Origin of the sequence: Streptomyces sp. 150FB, from assembly GCF_000818195.1 — a bacterium.
Classification (GTDB): Bacteria; Actinomycetota; Actinomycetes; order Streptomycetales; family Streptomycetaceae; genus Streptomyces.
In genome coordinates, this window is record NZ_JTHL01000001.1 from 6,863,655 (window position 1) to 6,882,695 (window position 19,041).

General features: G+C 69.1%; 19 protein-coding genes and 1 pseudogene. 15 read left to right on the forward strand and 5 right to left on the reverse strand.

Annotation, left to right across the window (positions count from 1 at the left end; all coding sequences use genetic code 11):
• The 10 genes from QR77_RS49270 to QR77_RS29505 form a co-directional block, all read left to right on the forward strand.
• A partial coding sequence (locus tag QR77_RS49270) for an enhanced serine sensitivity protein SseB C-terminal domain-containing protein (protein WP_040025045.1) occupies window positions 1-461 on the forward strand: 461 nt, incomplete at its 5' end.
• 142 nt (window positions 462-603) lie between these two features.
• A complete protein-coding gene (locus QR77_RS29465) occupies window positions 604-1,386 on the forward strand; it encodes an enhanced serine sensitivity protein SseB C-terminal domain-containing protein (protein WP_040025046.1) in 783 nt (260 codons plus the stop codon).
• Window positions 1,387-1,827: 441 nt separating this feature from the next.
• Window positions 1,828-2,829, forward strand: a complete 1,002-nt coding sequence (locus QR77_RS29470; protein WP_040025048.1) for an ABC transporter permease — start codon at window positions 1,828-1,830, stop codon at window positions 2,827-2,829.
• A 64-nt stretch (window positions 2,830-2,893) separates the two neighbouring features.
• Window positions 2,894-4,669: an ABC transporter substrate-binding protein gene (locus tag QR77_RS29475; protein ID WP_040025049.1), complete on the forward strand. Its 1,776-nt coding sequence runs from the start codon at window positions 2,894-2,896 to the stop codon at window positions 4,667-4,669.
• Window positions 4,670-4,785: 116 nt separating this feature from the next.
• Entirely contained in the window at window positions 4,786-5,784 is a 999-nt protein-coding gene (locus tag QR77_RS29480) for an ABC transporter permease (RefSeq protein ID WP_040025050.1), read from the forward strand.
• Window positions 5,781-6,881, forward strand: coding sequence for an ABC transporter ATP-binding protein (locus QR77_RS29485; protein WP_040025051.1), 1,101 nt, complete (start codon window positions 5,781-5,783; stop codon window positions 6,879-6,881). The genes QR77_RS29480 and QR77_RS29485 overlap by 4 nt, the downstream gene beginning before the upstream one ends.
• A 14-nt stretch (window positions 6,882-6,895) precedes the next feature.
• Window positions 6,896-8,119 (forward strand): dipeptide ABC transporter ATP-binding protein, encoded by a 1,224-nt coding sequence (locus tag QR77_RS29490; protein WP_236710853.1) that lies wholly within the window; start codon window positions 6,896-6,898, stop codon window positions 8,117-8,119.
• Window positions 8,120-8,148: 29 nt separating this feature from the next.
• The gene (locus tag QR77_RS29495; protein ID WP_063798095.1) at window positions 8,149-8,817 is read left to right on the forward strand and encodes a trimeric intracellular cation channel family protein; all 669 of its coding nucleotides are present in this window, start codon (window positions 8,149-8,151) and stop codon (window positions 8,815-8,817) included.
• A gap of 41 nt (window positions 8,818-8,858) precedes the next feature.
• Window positions 8,859-9,692, forward strand: a complete 834-nt coding sequence (locus QR77_RS29500; protein ID WP_052489146.1) for a thioesterase family protein — start codon at window positions 8,859-8,861, stop codon at window positions 9,690-9,692.
• Window positions 9,693-9,732: 40 nt separating this feature from the next.
• Window positions 9,733-10,710: a WYL domain-containing protein gene (locus QR77_RS29505; RefSeq protein WP_040025056.1), complete on the forward strand. Its 978-nt coding sequence runs from the start codon at window positions 9,733-9,735 to the stop codon at window positions 10,708-10,710.
• Here QR77_RS29505 and QR77_RS29510 read toward each other — a convergent pair.
• Window positions 10,670-11,503: an alpha/beta fold hydrolase gene (locus tag QR77_RS29510; RefSeq protein ID WP_040025057.1), complete on the reverse strand. Its 834-nt coding sequence runs from the start codon at window positions 11,501-11,503 to the stop codon at window positions 10,670-10,672. The two genes, QR77_RS29505 and QR77_RS29510, sit on opposite strands and share 41 nt — an antisense overlap.
• A gap of 106 nt (window positions 11,504-11,609) precedes the next feature.
• On the opposite strand from QR77_RS29510, the gene QR77_RS29515 reads away from it, so the two are divergent.
• Both QR77_RS29515 and QR77_RS29520 read left to right on the forward strand, forming a co-directional pair.
• Entirely contained in the window at window positions 11,610-12,773 is a 1,164-nt protein-coding gene (locus QR77_RS29515; protein WP_040025058.1) for a cysteine desulfurase family protein, read from the forward strand.
• A 145-nt stretch (window positions 12,774-12,918) separates the two neighbouring features.
• Window positions 12,919-13,506: an EF-hand domain-containing protein gene (locus QR77_RS29520; RefSeq protein ID WP_347359827.1), complete on the forward strand. Its 588-nt coding sequence runs from the start codon at window positions 12,919-12,921 to the stop codon at window positions 13,504-13,506.
• Window positions 13,507-13,527: 21 nt separating this feature from the next.
• Here the strand turns inward: QR77_RS29520 and QR77_RS29525 are convergent, their stop codons facing one another.
• On the reverse strand, window positions 13,528-14,220 hold the full coding sequence (locus tag QR77_RS29525) for an N-acetylmuramoyl-L-alanine amidase (RefSeq protein WP_040025060.1): 693 nt from the start codon (window positions 14,218-14,220) through the stop codon (window positions 13,528-13,530).
• A 60-nt stretch (window positions 14,221-14,280) separates the two neighbouring features.
• Here QR77_RS29525 and mnmA point away from each other — a divergent pair, with 60 nt between their 5' ends.
• Together mnmA and QR77_RS29535 are read left to right on the forward strand one after the other, a co-directional pair.
• Entirely contained in the window at window positions 14,281-15,411 is a 1,131-nt protein-coding gene (mnmA, locus tag QR77_RS29530) for a tRNA 2-thiouridine(34) synthase MnmA (protein WP_040025061.1), read from the forward strand.
• Window positions 15,412-15,472: 61 nt separating this feature from the next.
• Complete coding sequence (locus QR77_RS29535; protein WP_052489147.1) at window positions 15,473-16,399, forward strand: acetamidase/formamidase family protein; 927 nt, start codon at window positions 15,473-15,475, stop codon at window positions 16,397-16,399.
• 17 nt (window positions 16,400-16,416) lie between these two features.
• On the opposite strand, the gene QR77_RS29540 is transcribed toward QR77_RS29535, so the two are convergent.
• Window positions 16,417-17,034 (reverse strand): hypothetical protein, encoded by a 618-nt coding sequence (locus QR77_RS29540; RefSeq protein ID WP_040025062.1) that lies wholly within the window; start codon window positions 17,032-17,034, stop codon window positions 16,417-16,419.
• On the reverse strand, window positions 17,031-17,495 hold the full coding sequence (locus QR77_RS29545) for a hypothetical protein (protein WP_052489148.1): 465 nt from the start codon (window positions 17,493-17,495) through the stop codon (window positions 17,031-17,033). The genes QR77_RS29540 and QR77_RS29545 overlap by 4 nt, the downstream gene beginning before the upstream one ends.
• An 82-nt stretch (window positions 17,496-17,577) precedes the next feature.
• Between QR77_RS29545 and QR77_RS29550 the strand changes: the two are divergent.
• A pseudogene (locus QR77_RS29550) lies at window positions 17,578-17,790 on the forward strand (bifunctional methylenetetrahydrofolate dehydrogenase/methenyltetrahydrofolate cyclohydrolase); the annotation flags it as partial.
• On the opposite strand, the gene QR77_RS29555 reads toward QR77_RS29550, so the two are convergent.
• Window positions 17,768-19,018, reverse strand: a complete 1,251-nt coding sequence (locus QR77_RS29555) for an extracellular solute-binding protein (protein ID WP_040028877.1) — start codon at window positions 19,016-19,018, stop codon at window positions 17,768-17,770. The pseudogene QR77_RS29550 and the gene QR77_RS29555 sit on opposite strands and share 23 nt — an antisense overlap.
• Between the last annotated feature and the right edge of the window lie 23 nt (window positions 19,019-19,041).

The window sequence follows — 19,041 nt, forward strand, 5'->3', positions numbered from 1 at the left end:
GCCTGCCGCCGCAGCTCGGCGTCGCGGTCAACCCCGGGGGCGCCGTCGGGATGCCGCTGCCGCCGCCCGCCGTGGCCGAGTTGTGCCGGGTGGGCCGTACGCCGCTCGACGGGAGCGAGGGCGGCGGCCGGGTCCGCCTCTTCGAGCCCGACTGGCAGGAGGAACCGGTCGATTTCCTCGCGGCGGCCGGCACCGAGTTCGAGGCGTGCGGCGTCGTGCTCACCGCCCGCAGGGCGCTCGGGAGCATCGAGGGTGACGCGCCCTCCCTCTTCATCGGGGTCCAGCTCTCGTCTCTCGATGCCGCCGACCGCGACGCCCCGATGGCCGCGCTCGGCCGGGCGCTGGGCCGGATCGACGCCGGCTGGCCGGTCCATCTGATCCTGTTCGACGTGGCGCGGGACCCGGTGGCCGACTGGATGCTGGAGCGCGTGCGGCCGTTCTACCAGCGCGGGTACGTGTAGAGCGGCCCGGGGCCGGGGATGCGAGGGGCAGGGTCCTGCGCCTACGCCGGGGCGGCACCCGGCGTCAAGTCGGTGTCAGTACGGCCGCCTAAGCTGATTTGATGGCGGACGAATGGCGGAACGAAGAGGGGCGGGACCCAGAGTGAGCGCGTCAGGCACCGCGGCGGCCGGACAGGTCGAACAGATGCTGCGCCAGGTGACGCCAGGGCGCTACGACGCGTACGAGGCGCTGCTCCACGCCCTCGCGGACAGCACGACCGACCGGCTCTGGATGCTGCTCTGGCAGGGCCAGGCGGGCTCCCCGGACGCGCAGTACGGGAACATGGAGGTGGACGGCCTCGGTTACGCGCCGTGCGTCACCTCCGCCCAGGAGCTGTCGGCCAGCGGGTGGAACCGCGCGCACGAGGTGGTCACGGGACGCGACATCGCCCAGGCGCTCTACCCCGACCGCTGGGGAATCTGGCTCAACCCCCACGCGCCCGGCGGCGGCGTCGGCATCCCCTGGCTCGATCTGCGCCGGATCGCCACCGGACTCGACCGGATGCCGGCGGGACCGCTGCGGCTGTCCGAACCGGCCGTCGAGATCCCGCAGTTCTACGCCCTGCTCACGCAGAACGCGCATCGCACCCCCGCCGTCCGCTCGCTGCGCCGCGCCTGGGTCCAGCCCGCGCTCGGCGCACCCTATCTGACCATCGGCCTCGACCTCTACGACACAGGACCGGACTCCGTCGGCTCGGTGCGGGCGATGATGCAGCAGTCCATCGCGGCAGTTCCCGACGGCCTGCCGGTGTCCACGGTCGCGATGTCCGACGAGTACGACCCGGTGGCGATGTGGCTGCGCGCCAACTCCCGCCCGTTCTACGACAGGGACGCCCACGCGGGCCCTCCGGCGGATTCCGGTTACGGCTACCCCCGACCGTACTGAGGCGCCTGGAAAAGCACTTGACCGGGCGGCGCGGATCATCGAAATACGCCCGAAAGTCTCTCGGACCGCTCGGGACGCGCGTAGAGTTCAGGACTGCGGGGTAGGTACGGGGGTAATGGGCCTCTCTGTGTGGTGAGTTGGGTATTCAGCTCTGATGAGACGGTATGCCCCTTTACGGGATGTGTCCGGCCATGAATATCCGGCGTCCGGATAACGGAAGACCTCTCAGAGCATCACGGTTGCGCATCCATTCACCGTCAGGTCTGGCGGGTGATCGCGACCCCCATGAAGACTCCCCGGATACATGGCTTTCGGGCCTGTTTGCGAGCGGCATGACCCGTGTGACGGAGTCATTCCGTTTCTTGCGACATTGCTGGGAACAGGCCGCTACAGCGGCAAGTGGTGGCCGGTCACCGCCGGTTGAGAGGGGTTTGCGCCACGATGACGGCACCATTGCACGAGCCGACGACGGAAACGGCACCGAGTGCGACGGACGAGGTCGCCACCGCCACGGGGCAGGCGGTGCAGGGTCGTTCTCTGAGTCGTATCGCCTGGGCTCGGCTCAAGCGGGACAAACTGGCCCTCGCGGGCGGGGTTGTCGTGCTGCTGCTGATCCTGGTCGCGATCCTCGCGCCGGTGATCACGAACCTCGCCGGGCAGGACCCGGACGCGTACCACGAGAACCTGATCGACCCGCTCTTCTCCACTCCGACCGGTTCGCTCGGAGGCATCAGCGGCAGCCACTTCTTCGGCGTCGAGCCGGTGAACGGCCGCGACATCTTCGCCCGGATCGTCTACGGCGCGCAGGTCTCGCTGCTCGTCGGCTTCCTCTCCGCGGTGGTCGCCGTCGTCCTCGGCTCCGTACTCGGAATCCTGGCGGGCTACTTCGGCGGCTGGCTGGACGCGATCATCAGCCGGGTGATGGACATGCTGCTGTCCTTCCCCCAACTCCTGTTCATCATCGCCCTGGTGGCGGTCATGCCGAACGAGATGCTCGGTCTCTCGGGCAGCGGCGTCCGGCTCCTCGTGATGATCCTGGTGATCGGCTTCTTCGGCTGGCCGTACGTCGGACGTGTGGTGCGCGGCCAGACCCTCTCCCTGCGCGAGAGGGAGTACGTGGAGGCGGCGCGCAGCCTCGGCGCGGGGCAGGGCTACATCCTGTTCAAGGAGCTGCTGCCCAACATCGTCGCGCCGATCATCGTGTACGCGACGATGATGATCCCCACCAACATCCTGACCGAGGCGGCACTCAGCTTCCTGGGCGTCGGCGTCAAGCCGCCGACCGCCTCGTGGGGACAGATGCTCTCCTCCGCGGTGGATTACTACGACACCGACCCGATGTACATGCTGATCCCGGGTCTTGCCATCTTCATCACCGTGCTCTCTTTCAACCTCTTCGGCGACGGCGTGCGTGACGCGCTCGACCCGAAGGGTTCGCGCTGAACCCGTGGCACACCGGACCCCGTCCATCCACGGGGCCGTTACTCATACCGGAGGATCCGAGATCGTGATTACCCAACGCACCTCAGGGCGGCGCAAGCAGGTCTTCGCTGCTGCTGTCGTGTCCGCGGCGCTGCTGTGCACGGCGGCGTGTGGCGGCGGTGGCGCCAGCAAGGACAGCAAGGACGGCGCGGCAGGCTTCAACGCCGGCAACAACAAGGTCGCCAACGCCTCGGCGAAGAAGGGCGGCACGCTCAAGTTCGCGACCGTCCAGGACGCCGACTCGTGGGACCCGACGCGTGCCTACTACGGCGTCGTCTGGGACTTCATGCGCTACTACACCCGTACGCTCGTCACGCCCAAGACCGAGCCGGGCGCGAAGGGTTCCGAGCTGACGCCGGACCTCGCCACCTCCATGGCGAAGATCACGAACGACGGCAAGACCTACACGTACACGCTGCGTCCCGGATCGACGTGGCAGGACGGCAAGCCGATCACCTCGCAGGACGTCAAGTACGGCATAGAGCGCCAGTGGGCGCAGGACGTGCTGTCCGGCGGCCCGGTCTACCTGCGTGACGTCCTGGACCCGAAGAAGCAGTACAAGGGCCCGTACAAGGACAAGTCCAAGGAGGGCCTGAAGGCCATCCAGACGCCGGACGCGAAGACGATCGTCTTCAACCTGCCGCAGAAGAACAGCGACTTCGAAGAGATGCTGTCGCTGACCTCCGCCTCGCCGGTGCGCGCCGACAAGGACACCGCGTCCAAGTACGGTCTGAAGCCGTTCTCCTCGGGCCCGTACGAGTTCCAGTCGTACTCGCCGGACAAGTCGCTGGCCCTGGTGCGCAACCCGAACTGGAAGCAGTCCTCGGACCCGGTCCGCAAGGCGCTCCCGGACAAGATCACGATCACCATGTTCAGCAACGCGAACGACATGGACAACCGTCTGATCAACGGTGACTACGACCTCGACCTGAGCCAGACGGGTCTCTCCCCGCAGGGCCGCACCAAGGCGCTGAAGCAGGACAAGGGCAACCTGGACAACCCGACCTCGGGTTACATCCGGTACGCCGCCTTCCCGTCGTCGGTCGCCCCGTTCGACAACATCCACTGCCGCCAGGCCGTGATCTACGGAGCCGACCACAAGTCGATCCAGACCGCGCGCGGCGGCCCGCTCGCGGGTGGCGACATCGGCACGAACATGCTGCCGCCGGCCGTCCCCGGCTCCGAGGGCCAGAAGTACGACCCGTACGGTCTCGCCAAGAACGACGGCAAGCCGGACATCGCGAAGGCCAAGGCCGAGCTGAAGGCCTGTGGCAAGCCGAACGGCTTCACCACCACGATCGCCGTGCGTAACAACAAGCCCGTCGAGGTGGCGAGCGCCGAGTCGCTCCAGGCGTCGCTGAAGAACATCGGCGTCAAGGCCGAGATCGACCAGTACGACGGTTCGCAGACAGCCGGCATCATCGGTAACCCGACGGTCGTCAAGCAGAAGAACTACGGCATCATCATCATGGGCTGGGGCCCCGACTTCCCGTCGGTCCAGGGCTACGGTCTGCCGCTGTGGGGCAGCAAGTACATCCTGCCGAGCGGCAACAACAACTACGGCTTGATCAAGGACCCCGCGATCGACGCCAACTTCAACAAGTTCACCACCGAGCTCGACCCCACGAAGAAGGCCGCTCTCGCGACCGAGATCAACCACCAGGTGATGGAGACGGGTCACTACCTGCCGTTCACCTTCGAGAAGTACATCAACTTCCGCTCCACCCGTCTGACGAACGCCTACACGACCGACGCATACAGCGGCGTGTACGACTTCGTCAGCCTCGGCGTCGAGAAGTAACCACCACCGGTACACCCGCCGTACGGCACGAAAGGCAGGTGAAGGCCGGAGCGGTGTGACCGCGGGCCGCCGGACGAACTCCGGTGGCCCGCGGTCCCGCCGCAGGGCCGAGAGCAGTGCTCGCATACCTCATCAGGCGGCTTCTCGCCGCCGTAGTGATGCTGGTGGTCATCATGTTGGTGGTCTTCTGCATCTTCTTCCTGGTTCCCAAGTGGGCGGGCATCGACCCGGCCACCATGTACGTGGGCAAGGCGTCCGACGCCGCCGCAGTGGAGGCCGTACGCCAGAAGCTTCAACTGGGCGATCCGATATTCGTCCAGCTCTGGGAGTTCTTCAAGGGCATTTTCGTCGGGCGGACCTACTCGGCCGGCGGCGACGTCACCCACTGCGCCGCCCCCTGCTTCGGTTACTCCTTCCGCAGCGAGCAGGCCATCTTCCCGGTCCTCACCGACCGTCTGCCGGTGACCCTGGCGCTGGCGATCGGTGCCGCCATCCTGTGGCTGATCTTCGGTCTGGCCGCCGGTGTCCTCTCCGCACTCAAGCGCGGCACCTTCTGGGACCGCGGCGCGATGCTGGTCGCACTGGCGGGCGTCTCGCTCCCGATCTACTTCACCGGTCTGCTCTCGCTCGCGGTCTTCAGTTACGGACTCGGCTGGATCGACGCGTCGTACGTACCACTCGCGCAGAGCTTCGGCGGCTGGGTCGGCGGCATGATCCTCCCGTGGATCACGCTCGCCTTCCTGTACGCGGCGATGTACGCCCGGATCACCCGGGCCACCATGCTGGAAGTGATGGGCGAGGACTACATCCGTACCGCGCGGGCCAAGGGCCTCACCGAGCAGGTCGTCATCGGCAAGCACGCCATGCGCTCGACGCTGACGCCGATCCTGACCCTGCTCGGCATGGACCTCGGCGCCCTGGTCGGCGGCGCGATCCTGACCGAGACCACCTTCAGCCTCCCCGGCCTCGGCCAGGCCGTGCTGAAGGCGATCGACACCCGCGACCTGCCGGTGATCCTCGGGGTCACACTGATCACGTCTCTCGCGGTGATCGTCGCGAACCTGGTCGTGGACCTCCTGTACGCCGTGATCGACCCTCGAGTGAGGCTCGCATGACCGACCTGAGCAAGACAGGATCCGCCATCGGCGAGCCTGTCGCCACGGGCTCCCGCCCCTCCGAGGCCTTCCTCGAAGTACGCGACCTGCGCGTCCACTTCCCGACCGACGACGGTGTGGTCAAGTCCGTCGACGGGCTCAGCTTCCAGTTGGAGAAGGGCAAGACCCTCGGGATCGTCGGCGAGTCGGGCTCCGGCAAGTCCGTCACCTCGATGGGCATCATGGGCCTGCACACCACGGGCCAGTACGGCAAGCGCAAGGCGCAGGTCTCCGGGGAGATCTGGCTGAACGGCGAAGAGCTGATCTCGGCGCCCGCCGACCGCGTACGCAAGCTGCGCGGCCGGGACATGGCGATGATCTTCCAGGATCCGCTGTCGGCCCTGCACCCGTACTTCACCATCGGCAAGCAGATCATCGAGGCGTACCGGGTCCACCACAACGTGGACCTGCGGACCGCGCGGCGCCGGGCGATCGAGATGCTCGACCGTGTCGGCATCCCGCAGCCCGACAAGCGCGTGGACTCCTACGCGCACGAGTTCTCGGGCGGTATGCGCCAGCGCGCGATGATCGCGATGGCGCTGGTCAACAACCCCGACCTGCTGATAGCCGACGAGCCGACCACGGCGCTCGACGTGACGGTCCAGGCCCAGATCCTGGACCTGATCCGCGACCTCCAGACGGAGTTCGGCTCGGCCGTCATCATCATCACGCACGACCTCGGGGTCGTCGCCGAACTCGCCGACGACATCCTGGTGATGTACGGCGGCCGGTGCATCGAGCGCGGCACGGCGGAGAAGGTCTTCTACGAGCCCCGCCACCCGTACACCTGGGGCCTGCTCGGATCGATGCCCCGCATCGACCGGGAGCAGACCGAGCGCCTGATCCCGGTCAAGGGCTCCCCGCCGTCCCTGATCAACATGCCGACCGGCTGCGCCTTCAACCCGCGCTGCCCGTACGCCGATGTGCCCAAGGGCGGCATCACCCGTACCGAGCGGCCCGAGCTGACCGAGGCCGAGAGCGGGCACTGGGCCGCCTGCCACATGTCGGAGCAGGACCGGGAACGCATCTGGACCGAAGAGATTGCGCCCAAGCTGTGAGCGAGGACAAAGACGTGACGATTCCCGCCCAGAGCGCCGGCACCGGCGTCCTCAGCAAGGATCCCGCACCCGGGGAGACGATCCTCAAGGTCACGGGCCTGCAGAAGCACTTCCCCATCAAGAAGGGCCTGTTGCAGCGGCAGGTCGGCTCGGTCAAGGCCGTCGACGGCATCGACTTCGACGTGCGCTCCGGTGAAACCCTGGGCGTGGTGGGCGAGTCGGGCTGTGGCAAGTCGACGATGGGCCGCCTCATCACGCGGCTGCTCGAACCGACCGCCGGTCAGGTCGAGTTCCAGGGCCGCGACATCTCCCACCTCGGTGTGCGCGGTATGCGTCCGATGCGGCGCGATGTGCAGATGATCTTCCAGGACCCGTACTCGTCGCTGAACCCGCGCCACACGATCGGTACGATCGTCAGCGCGCCGTTCAAGCTCCAGGACGTGACGCCCGCGGAAGGTCTCAAGCAGAAGGTCCAGGGCCTGCTGGAGCTGGTGGGCCTCAGCCCCGAGCACTACAACCGCTACCCCCACGAGTTCTCCGGCGGTCAGCGTCAGCGCATCGGCATCGCCCGCGCGCTCGCGCTCAACCCGAAGCTGGTCGTGGCGGACGAGCCGGTCTCCGCGCTCGACGTGTCGATCCAGGCGCAGGTGGTCAACCTGCTGGACGACCTCCAGGACGAGCTGGGTCTCACGTACGTGATCATCGCCCACGACCTGTCGGTCATCCGGCATGTCTCGGACCGGATCGCGGTCATGTACCTCGGCAAGATCGTGGAGTTGGCGGACCGCACCTCGCTGTACTCGGCGCCGATGCACCCGTACACCACCGCGCTGATGTCGGCGGTGCCGGTGCCCGACCCGAGGCGCCGCGGGGCCAAGAGCGAGCGCATCCTGCTCCGGGGCGACGTGCCGTCGCCGATCTCGCCGCCGACCGGCTGCCGGTTCCACACCCGGTGCTGGAAGGCGACGAAGATCTGCGCGGCGGTGGAGCCGCCGATGCTGATGATGAAGCCCGGACAGCAGGTGGCCTGCCACCACCCGGAGAACGCTCCCGACCAGGCACCCGACGACACGGAGCTGCTGTCGGTGGCGCGGGAGGCGGTGGAGCTGCTCGGCTCCGACGTACGGCCGGACAGCGTGCCCGCCGAACCTGCCTCGGGGAAGCCGCTCGGCAAGGACCTGAAGAAGGATTCGGCTGCGGATTCCGGGAAGGATTCGGGCAAGGACCTGAAGGACTGAGGGCCCCGGGCGACCGGCACAATGACCGGGTGTTCCACAGCATATTCACGCCCTCCGTCCAGCACACGCTCGAACTCGCAGGCATCTTCGTCTTCGCGATCTCGGGGGCACTGCTCGCCGTCCGCAAGAACTTCGACGTCTTCGGCATGGCGGTGCTCGCCGAGATCACGGCCCTGGGCGGCGGGCTGCTCCGTGACCTGATCATCGGCGCGGTGCCACCCGCCGCCTTCACCGATCTCGGCTACTTCCTCACTCCGCTGATCGCGACGGCCCTGGTGTTCTTCCTGCATCCGCAGGTCGAGCGCATCCAGGGCGCGGTCAATGTCTTCGACGCTGCGGGCCTCGGGCTCTTCTGCGTCACGGGTACCACCAAGGCGCACGAGTACGGCCTCGGCCTCACCGCTTCGGTGGTCCTCGGCCTGGGCAGCGCGGTCGGCGGCGGTGTGCTGCGCGACATACTCGCCAACGAAGTCCCCTCACTGCTGCGGTGGGACCGCGACCTGTACGCCGTCCCCGCGACGGTCGGCGCCACGGCGGCGGCCGTCTGCCTCCGCTTCGACGCGTTGAACGGGCTCACCAGCTCACTCGCCGTCCTCCTCGCATTCCTCCTGCGGCTGCTCGCGATGCGCTTCCACTGGCGGGCGCCGCGCGCCTGGAACCGGCGCTCGACGGCGGCCGACGAGACGTCCTCCGTCTAATAAGCAAGCGCTCAGTTTGTGGGTGTTGTACGGTGAGCCGCATGGCACAGGCACCCATCGGGCAGAGCGAGTTCGACCACGACACCGCCGTCACCCTGCGCGAACCGGGCGTGTACGACGCGGAACTCTCCCCGGGCTGGCTGATCGGCGGCGCCATAAACGGCGGCTACCTCCTGACGATCATCGGCCGCTCCCTGGCCGGCACCCTGCCGCACCCGCACCCGTTCTCGCTGTCGGCGCACTACCTCACGCCGTCCGCCGGCGGCCCCGCCGTGATCCGTACGCAGACGGTCCGCGCCGGCCGTACGCTCTCCTCCGGCCAGGCGTCCCTGTACCAGTACGCGCCCGACGGCAGCGAGATCGAGCGGATGAGGGTGCTCGCCTCCTACGGAGACCTGGACGCGCTCCCCGACGACGTACGGACCACGGCCAAGCCGCCCGTCCTGCCGGATCGGGAAGGGTGCTACCCGGTCGCGGAGGGGATGCGGCCGCCCGGTGCAAGCGAGTTCCTGGACCGGCTCGACGTCCGGCTCGACCCCGCGACCGCCGGCTGGGCCCAGGGCCTGCCGTCCGGACAGGGCGAGATGCGGGGCTGGTTCGACCTCGCCGACGGCCGGGACCCCGACCCGTTCTCGCTGCTGCTCACCGCCGACGCGCTGCCCCCGACCGCGTTCGACCTGGGCATGGTGGGCTGGACACCGACCGTCGAGCTGACCGCCCATGTCCGCTGCCGTCCGGCGCCGGGGCGGCTGCGGGTCGTCGTGACCACCCGTAACGCCGCCGGCGGTTTCCTGGAGGAGGACAGCGAGATCTGGGACAGCGCGGACCGGCTCGTCGCCCAGTCCCGCCAGCTCGCGCGCCTGCCCCGGGTCTGAGCCTGGCCTAACCGGGGCCGGGCCGGGAAGGCGAGCCAGCGTGAAGTCCGACCGGCTCCTGTCCATCCTGCTGCTGCTCCGCACGCGCGGCCTCGTCCCTGCCACCGAACTCGCCGCGCGCCTGGACGTGTCCGTACGCACCATCCACCGCGATGTCGAGGCGCTCTCCGCCTCCGGTGTCCCCGTCTACGCCGAGCGCGGAAGATACGGCGGGATCGCGCTGCTGCCCGGCTACCGTACGGATGTCACCGGACTGACCGCCGACGAGTCCCGCGCGCTCTTCGTCCTCACCGCCCGGGGCACCCACGCGGCGCTCGACCTCGACGACGCCCTCGGCTCGGCGGTGCGCGAGGCGATGGCGGCGCTGCCCGAACCCCAGCGCCCCGCAGCCGAGTTGACGAGCCGCCGGATCCTCGTCGATCCGGAGCGCTGGATGCGAGGGGCCTATCCGCCCCCCGGCATGGACGAGTTGAGCACGGCGGTCTTCACCGACCGGCGGCTACGGCTGAGTTACCGGCACAGCGGCGCCCCCACGGCCGGCGACTACACCGTCGACCCCTACGGACTCGTGGTGAAGGCGGGTGTCTGGTACCTCGTCGCCGACCGGGGCGGCGAGCCCCGGCTCTTCCGCGCCGACCGGGTCCGGGCAGCAGAGGTGACGGAAGAACCCGTGCGGCGCCGCGAGAGCGTCGAGCTGGCGGACGTATGGGAGGTGCTCCGCCGCGATGTGGAGGAACGGCCCGCCGAGGTACGGGTCGAGGCCCGCGTACGGCTGTCCCGGCTGGACACGTTCCGGCGTGTCGAGGCCGCGCGGCTCACCGCCGAACCGGTGGTGGAAGCGGCGGGGGAGTGGGCCGCGGTGCGGCTCGCCTACACCGAGATCGGCGCCGTGCGCTCCCTGCTCGCCTTCGGGGAACACGTCGAGGTGCTGTCACCGCCGGAGGCCAGGGAGCGGATGGCCGAGGCGGCGGCGGCCCTCATGGAGCTGTACGGACGTGGCGGCTCAGCGCCGCGGTGAGCTCGGCAGGCGCGTCCTCCTGTACGAGGTGGCCGGCCCCCGCGATCAGCCGCAGCTCGGCCCCCGGGATCAGCGCGGCGAGCTCCCGGCCCCTGTCCGACGGGATCCAGGTGTCGTCGGCGCCCCAGCAGATCAGCACCGGCAGCTCCAACTCCCCGTAACGGCCCTGGATCTCGTCGGTGAACCGCTGGTCGTTCTGCTCGATCTGCCGGTAGAAGGCGGCCTGCCCCTCCTCCCCGCACCAGGGATCGACCAGCCGCTCCAGGACCTCGGGCCGCAGCCCGGGCCGGCTCGCCGACGAGACGTACTCGGTGACCAGCGCCCGGTGCAGCGCGCCGGGCAGCCGCGAGAAGACCTCGGCGTCGCCGCCCAGCAGCCGGTAGGCGGGGGAACCCCAGGGCGCGAGCGCCACCGGGTCGACCAGCGCGAGCCGTTCGTAGCGCGCGCCGTGCAGCAGGCAGGCGCGCAGCGCGACGCAGCCGCCGAAGTCGTGGGCGACCACCTGCGGCCTCTCCAGCCCCCAGTGGGCGAGCAGTTCGGTGAAGACACGCGCCTGCGCGGCCAGCGACACGTCCTGGCCCCGGCTCTTGTGCGAGGCGCCGTACCCCGGCATGTCCCAGACGAAGACCTGGTGATCCTGGGCGAGCGCGCGCGCCACCGCGCGCCAGACGTAGGAGGAGAAGGGCGTCCCGTGCAGCAGCACCACCGGCGGGAGCGTGGGGTCGCCGAGGGTGGCCCAGCGCACCTCGCCGGACGCGCTCAGGTACGTACGGTCGAGAAACCAGTCTGTCATGACCGAAACGCTAGTCACTCCTGACATGGCTCGGCAAGGGTGATCCCGCGCCGAACCGGCCCGGCTGCGTGAGCGCGCGACCACGGCTCGTAGAATCGTTTTCACCATGGCTTACCTCGACCACGCCGCGACCACTCCGATGCTGCCGGAGGCGATCGAGGCGATGACCGCCCAGTTCGGCCTCGCCGGCAACGCCTCCTCGCTCCACGCCGCCGGCCGCAGGGCCCGCCGTACCGTCGAGGAGGCCCGGGAGAGCCTCGCCGAGGCACTCGGCGCGCGGCCCAGCGAGGTGGTCTTCACCTCGGGCGGCACGGAAGCCGACAATCTCGCCGTGAAGGGCCTCTACTGGGCGAGGCGCGACGCCGACCCGGCCAGGACCCGGGTGCTGTCCAGCCCCGTCGAGCACCACGCCGTCCTCGACGCGGTGAACTGGCTCGGCGAGCACGAGGGCGCCACCGTCGAATACCTGCCGGTCGACGGCTACGGGCGGGTGCTGCCCGAGGCGCTGCGCGAGGCGATCGAGCGCAACCCCGCCGATGTGGCGCTCGCCACCGTCATGTGGGCCAACAACGAGATCGGCACCCTCACGCCCGTGCGTGAACTGGCCGATGTGGCGGCCGAGTTCGGCGTACCGCTGCACTCGGACGCGGTCCAGGCCTTCGGCCAGACCGAACTCGACTTCGCGGCCTCGGGCCTCGGGGCGGCGACGGTCTCCGGCCACAAGATCGGCGGCCCCTACGGCATCGGCGCGCTGCTGCTCGGCCGCGACCTGACACCCGTACCGGTGCTGCACGGCGGCGGCCAGGAGCGGAACGTACGCTCGGGGACCCTCGACGTCCCGGCGATCGCCGCTTTCGCCGTCGCCGGCCGGCTGGCCGCCGAGCGGCGCGCCGACTTCGCCCGCGAGATCGGCGCGCTGCGCGACGCGCTCGTGGACGCCGTACGCACGGCTGTCCCCGACGCGGTCCTCGGCGGCGACCCCGTGGACCGCCTCCCGGCCAACGCCCACTTCAGCTTCCCGGGCTGCGAGGGGGACTCGCTGCTCCTGCTGCTCGACGCCCAGGGCATCGAGTGCTCGACGGGCTCGGCGTGCACGGCCGGTGTGGCGCAGCCCAGCCATGTGCTGCTGGCCACCGGCAGCGATCCGGACCTCGCCAGGGGCACTTTGCGCTTCTCGCTCGGCCACACCTCGACGGCGGCGGACGTCGAGGCGGTGGCGGCGGCGATCGGCCCGGCGGTGGAGCGCGCCAGGAGCGCGGGCCTCAGCTAGGCCGCCCTGCCCGCTGCCCGCTGCCCCTGCCCCGCCCCCGGTCTGGTGTTCGCGCACATGTTCCCTCTGGTGGCTCCGGCGCGCCTCGGCCTATAGTTACGCGCTGTCCGCCACTGGTGACTGGCGAACCGCCCTTCGTGTGGGCGTGTTCGTCGGCGGTTCACGGTTCGCTTCGGCGTCGAGGGAGGCCGTTATGGCCAGCGCGTTTCAGGAGCGCAAGCTCAGGAGGATGTTCGCGGCGTTCGACGCGGACAGCGACGGCTACCTGCGCGAGGAGGACTTCAGGGCGCTCGTCGCCCGCTGGAGCCTGCTGCCGGCGGTGGCACCCGGGACGGAGCTGCGCGCACGGGTGCAGACGCTGCTGATGGGCTGGTGGGCGGCGCTGCTCGAAGCCGGGGACGCCAACGGCGACGGCACGGTCGACATGGGCGAACTGCTCACGCTCGTCGACGACCTGCCCGCCATGGTCGCGGACGTCACAGCGACCGCCGACACCGTCTTCGACGCCGTGGACGCCAACGGCGACGGTGTCATCTCCCCGGAGGAGCACCAGCGGCTCGTCGAGACCTGGAACGGGCAGCCCGAGGACATGACGGGCATATTCGAGGTGCTCGACCTCAACGGCGACGGCCATCTCAGCCGGGATGAATTCGCGCTGCTGTGGCGCCAGTTCTGGCTGAGCGACGACCCGGCGGAACCGGGCAACGTGCTCTGCGGGCGGGTGCCCGACTAGGTCCGCCGGACAAAGCCCGGATCACGCCCGACCGGTCCCGGTGCTCGCTGTGCTCGCCGCGTCCCTGGCCTCCCGTACGAGCGTCAGATAGCGGTCCCACGCCCAGTGCGGCCCCGGGTCGGTGTGGTCCGCTCCCGGCACCTCCACATGGCCGATCAGGTGCGTACGGTCCACGGGGATCCCGTACCGCCCGCAGATGTCGGCGGTCAGTCGCGCCGACGAGCGGTACATCGCGTCGGTGAAATCGGCCGGCCGGTCCACGAAGCCCTCGTGCTCTATGCCGATACTGCGCTCGTTGTACACGCGGTTGCCCGCGTGGAACGCCACATCCAGTTCGCGGATCATCTGCGCCACATGTCCGTCCTTGCGCACCACGTAGTGCGCGGCAGCCGCGTGCGCCGGGTCGCGGAAGACCTTCAGCGCCGTGTCGAAGCTGCCCTGGACGACATGGATCACCACCCGGTCGATGCGGTAGTCCGCCGGGCGGTCGGCCCGCCGGTAGTTGGCGGGGGACGCGGCGACCCACTGCGCGCCCGCGTGATCCAGCTCACCTTCCACCCGCGGCTTCTCGACGCCCGGCACCTGCCACCACGTACGCGCCAACTCGTCCCGCGCCAGCACGACCGCACCACCGAGCAGGGCGGCGCCGCCGCCGAACAGCAGGGCCCGCCGTCCCAGCTTCCGGCCACCGTCACCGTGCTCGTTCTCGCTCATACGACAGTCAACGCATACTCGGGCGACTGCGGTTCCCCCGCCCCGTACCCTGGAGGTGCTATGACACAGAATCCCCAGCGCCCCCTCCGCGTACTCGCCGCCATGTCGGGCGGCGTGGACTCCGCCGTCGCCGCCGCGCGAGCAGCCGAGGCCGGGCACGACGTGACAGGCGTACACCTGGCCCTCTCGGCGAATCCGCAGTCCTTCCGTACGGGTGCGCGCGGCTGCTGCACCCTGGAGGACTCACGCGACGCCGCCCGCGCGGCGGACGTCATCGGCATTCCGTACTACGTATGGGACCTCGCGGAACGCTTCCGCGAGGACGTCGTGGACGACTTCGTCGCCGAGTACGAGGCCGGCCGCACGCCCAACCCCTGTCTGCGCTGCAACGAGAAGATCAAGTTCGCCGCGCTGCTGGACAAGGCGATCGCCCTCGGTTTCGACGCCGTGTGCACCGGCCACTACGCGACGGTCGTCACACGCCCGGACGGCGCCCGCGAGCTGCACCGTGCCAGCGACATGGCCAAGGACCAGTCGTACGTGCTCGGTGTCCTCGACGAGAAGCAGCTCGCCCACGCGATGTTCCCGCTCGGCGACACCCTCACCACCAAGGACGAGATCCGCGCCGAGGCGGAGCGCAGGGGGCTGGCCGTGGCGAAGAAGCCCGACAGCCACGACATCTGCTTCATCGCCGACGGTGACACCCAGGGTTTCCTGGCGGGCCGGCTCGGCAAGGCCGAGGGCGACATCGTCGACGAGTCGGGCGCGAAGGTCGGCAGCCATGACGGCGCGTACGGCTTCACCATCGGCCAGCGCAAGGGCCTGCGGATCGGCCACCCGGCCGCCGACGGCAAGCCGCGCTACGTGCTGGACATCTCACCCGTCGACAACACCGTGACCGTAGGACCTGTCACCGCCCTGGACGTCGATGCGCTGACCGCGATCAAGCCCCGGTGGTGCGGCGGCGCGGCGCCCACCGGCCCCGCCGTCTACACCGCCCAGCTCCGCGCCCACGGCGGCGAGACGCCGGCGACGGCGGAGCTGACCGAGGGCACGCTGCACGTCACGTTCGACGAGCCGGTACGCGGGGTGGCCCCGGGCCAGGCGATCGTGCTGTACGACGGCACGCGCGTGGTCGGTTCGGCGACGATCGCGACGACCCGGCGACGGACGCCGTCACTGGCGGGCTGAGCAGGGGCCGGGCGTCCCGAAGGCCCCGGCCCGACCTGGATGGAAGAAAGGCGCAACTCCCTTGGCTGCCGAACACCGACTGGATTCCGTTTCAGGCACGGTCACCAACGTCTTTTCCCCCGAACTGCCACCGGTGCTGAGCGTCGACCCGGGTGACACCGTCGTCGTCCACAGCCTCGACTCCTCGGGCCACCTGGAGCGCCAGAAGACGCCCGGTGAGCCCACGCCCCGGATGTTCGGCACCCGGCGCGGTCACTGCCTGGCGGGCCCGATCGCCGTACGCGGCGCCGAACCGGGTATGGCGCTCGCTGTCCACCTGGAGTCGCTGCGTCCGGACGGCTGGGGCTTCACCGCCGCAGGCCGGGGCGACACCCCGCTCAACCGGCGGCTGGGGATGATGGAGATCGACCCCGCCTGGCTGCTGTGGGACCTCGACGCGGACGCGGGTACGGGGACGAACCAGCACGGGCACACCGTCCGCCTCGCGCCGTTCCTCGGCGTCATAGGCACCCCGCCCGCCGAACCGGGCGAGCACTCCACCACCCCGCCCCGGATCTTCGGCGGCGGCAACATCGACTGCCGTGAACTGGTCACCGGATCAACGCTGTTCCTCCCCGTCACCGTGCCCGACGCGATGCTCTGCGTCGGCGACGGCCACGCGGCGCAGGGCGACGGTGAGGTCTCGGGCACCGCCATCGAATGCGGCATGACGACCCGGATGACCCTGGACCTGGAGACGGCCCCGCCGCTCCCGACGGCACACGCCCTCACCCCGGCGGGCCGGATCACCTTCGGCTTCGACGCGGACCTCAACGAGGCGTCGGCGCAGGCGCTGGACGCGATGCTGATCTGGATGACGTCCCTGTACGGCCTCGACCGGGCCACGGCGCTGGCCCTGGCCAGCACGACGGTGGACCTGCGGGTGACCCAGATCGCCAACGAGACCTGGGGAGTTCACGCGCTCCTGCCGGAGGGCGCCATCAGCTGACGCTGGGAGACCCTGCCCTACCAGTTGGTCAGATCCACGACGAAATCGCAGTGCGGGTCGTCCGGCGCGGGCCGTTGGTGCTCTTCCTCATCAAGGAGGGAAGGGAGCGAGGCGGTCAGCGCGGTGGTCGCTTCGGCGAGGCGGATGTCTACGCCGATGAGGCCGGAGCGGCCTGGACGCTGTGCATAGACGCGCATCAAACCCCCCTCCCTCAATAGAAAACCGATCAGGAAGGGGTTCTCGTCGTCATCGGCGCCCCCGAGCCCGAGCCCGAGGAGGGCCCCGAGCGCCTGCCCCTCCTCGGGCTCGGGGGCGGGGGTGATCCTCTCCGGGTGAAGACGGATGAGAGTCATCCCGAACGCTTTACTGACGTCGCTGCTGCCGTGGAGCTGGGTTCCGGACAGCACGGCGCGCAGAATGCCGGGGATCCAGGCGGGGCCGACGATGTCATGGGGGATCTCGTAGAGGAACGTCTCGCCGCTGTCACCGTCCCCGCCGCGGACCGCGATCCGTACGGCGCCGGGGGCGGGCAGGACACCGCGCAGGCGGTAGCCCTCGGCAAGGGGAGCGTTGAGGTAGTACAGCATCATGCGGCTGACCGCCGCTTGCTGCTCCCGGTCTTCGGAGTCGGTCACTTATTCATCCACGCAGGGCACTTGTTGTTTGGCTGGTTACGACAGTAGGCGTTGACGACGCCGATCGTTTGCCCCTTGCCTGCGTTGTACTGCCTGTCCTTGGTGAGGCGGGAGTACTGAACGATGACGGTGAAGCGGACCCTCTGCGGCGTGCCGCCGTTCTCGACGGCGACTCCGTCGTATTCCAGACGCCCGTGATGGTCGTTGCGATCGACCTTGTCCGTGACGGCGCCGTTGATGATTTTGCAGACGCGAATGTTGTGCCGATGGGTGAAATGGTTCCACCCGAGCTGGGCGTTTCCGATCCGGGTGACGATATGGCGTCCACTGGGGTCTGTTCCCTTGCAGCGGACGGTCTTGTTCCAGGCCGGACCCGCCGCGGCCTGAGCGGTTTGCGTGGTTCCGGACACCAGCGTCGCGGTGAACAGGCAAGTGGCTGCCATCGCGGTGATCTTCTGCATGAGGTGAGAGTGGCACACGCATGATGGGGCGTCTGAGGTTATTTCCGGACGCACCCCTCATGGGTGATTTTTAGTGTAATAACCCGGCGCCGTGGTGATCGACCCCGGGTACAACCCGGGCAACGTCGGGGACGTCGACTTCGACACCGCCAAGGACCGGGCCGGGCTGATCACCCCGGTCCCCGGCGGTGTCGGACCGATGACCATCGCCGTACTCCTCGCCCAGACGGTCGAGGCGGCGCGGCGACAACTCGGCCTCGGTCCGGGGTCCGTCAGTCCCGCAGCAGGAACGTGATGCGCTCCGAGGCGGCCTTGGCCGCGGCCTTCGGGTCCTTTCCGTTGAGTACGGCCGTCATGTACGGCTTGATGGGGTTGTTGAGGTCGACGTTCGCCCACTGAGGCGAGTTGGGCGTCGCCCGGCCCTGGGCGGCGCCCAGCGTCATCGCCTTCATCCCGGCGCCACCGCCGATGGAGGCGCCGAGCTTCGCCTTGTTGGGCACGAAACTCATCGTCCTGGCGAGCTTCGTCTCCCACTTCACCCCGGCCAGCTCCGAGACGACCTGGACGGCCTCGAACCGGTGGGCGCTGTTCTTCGGCACGATCAGGTCGGAGCCGCCGGTCAGGACATGACCCGGCTTGTCCGCCGTCTTTCCGGGAACGGGGAAGAAACCGAGCTTTCCCTTCAGCTTCGGATTCTTCTTCTCTATGGCCGCGGCCGCACCCGGGGTGGAGATGATCTGACCGATATTGCCCTTGGCGAAGACCTCCGCCTGGTCGGGATCGGTGTGGTCCTTGTCCTTGGGGGCGTTCCCGAAGGCCTGGAGCTGCTTGTAGAACTCCATGCCCCTGATCGCGGCCGGTGAATCAACGGCGCCCTGGAACTGGTCCCCTGTCTCGTCGGCGAGATTGCCGCCCTCGTCCCAGATGAAACCGCACAGCGTGTACCAGTCCTGGCCGCTCAGATAGATCCCCTGATTGCCGCCCTGGTTCAGCTTCGCGGAATCCTCTATCCACTGCTCCCGCGTCGTGGGCGGCTGCCCGATTCCCGCCTGCTGGAACAGGTCCTTGTTGTAGATGACCACGGTGTTGGCCGCGTACCACGGGATCCCGTACTGCGCGCCGTTGATGCTGCCGGGGGCGGCGAGGCCGGGCAGCCAGTCGGCGCTGCCCAGGTCACGTACTGATTCCAGCGTCAGGTCGCGCAGGTTGTTGCTGTCCGCGTACTGCGCGACCTGTGTGTTGCCGACCTCGATGACGTCCGGCGTGTCCTTGCCGGCCAGCGCGTCCGTCACCGTCTTGCCGATTCCGTCCCAGCCGAGAATCTTGACATGCAGCGTGACCGACGGATCCTTCTTCTCGTAATCGGCGGTGAACTCCTTGACGAATTCAGGAGTGACACTGCCCTCCATCATCCAGATGGTCAGGTCGGTGGAGTCACCGGTTCCTGGAATTAACCCGCATCCGCTGACCAGGGCAAGGCAGGACGCGATCATCAGGGAGCGTCCCGTCAGGCGATTATTCACGTAGATCACCTTTCGGCATAAAA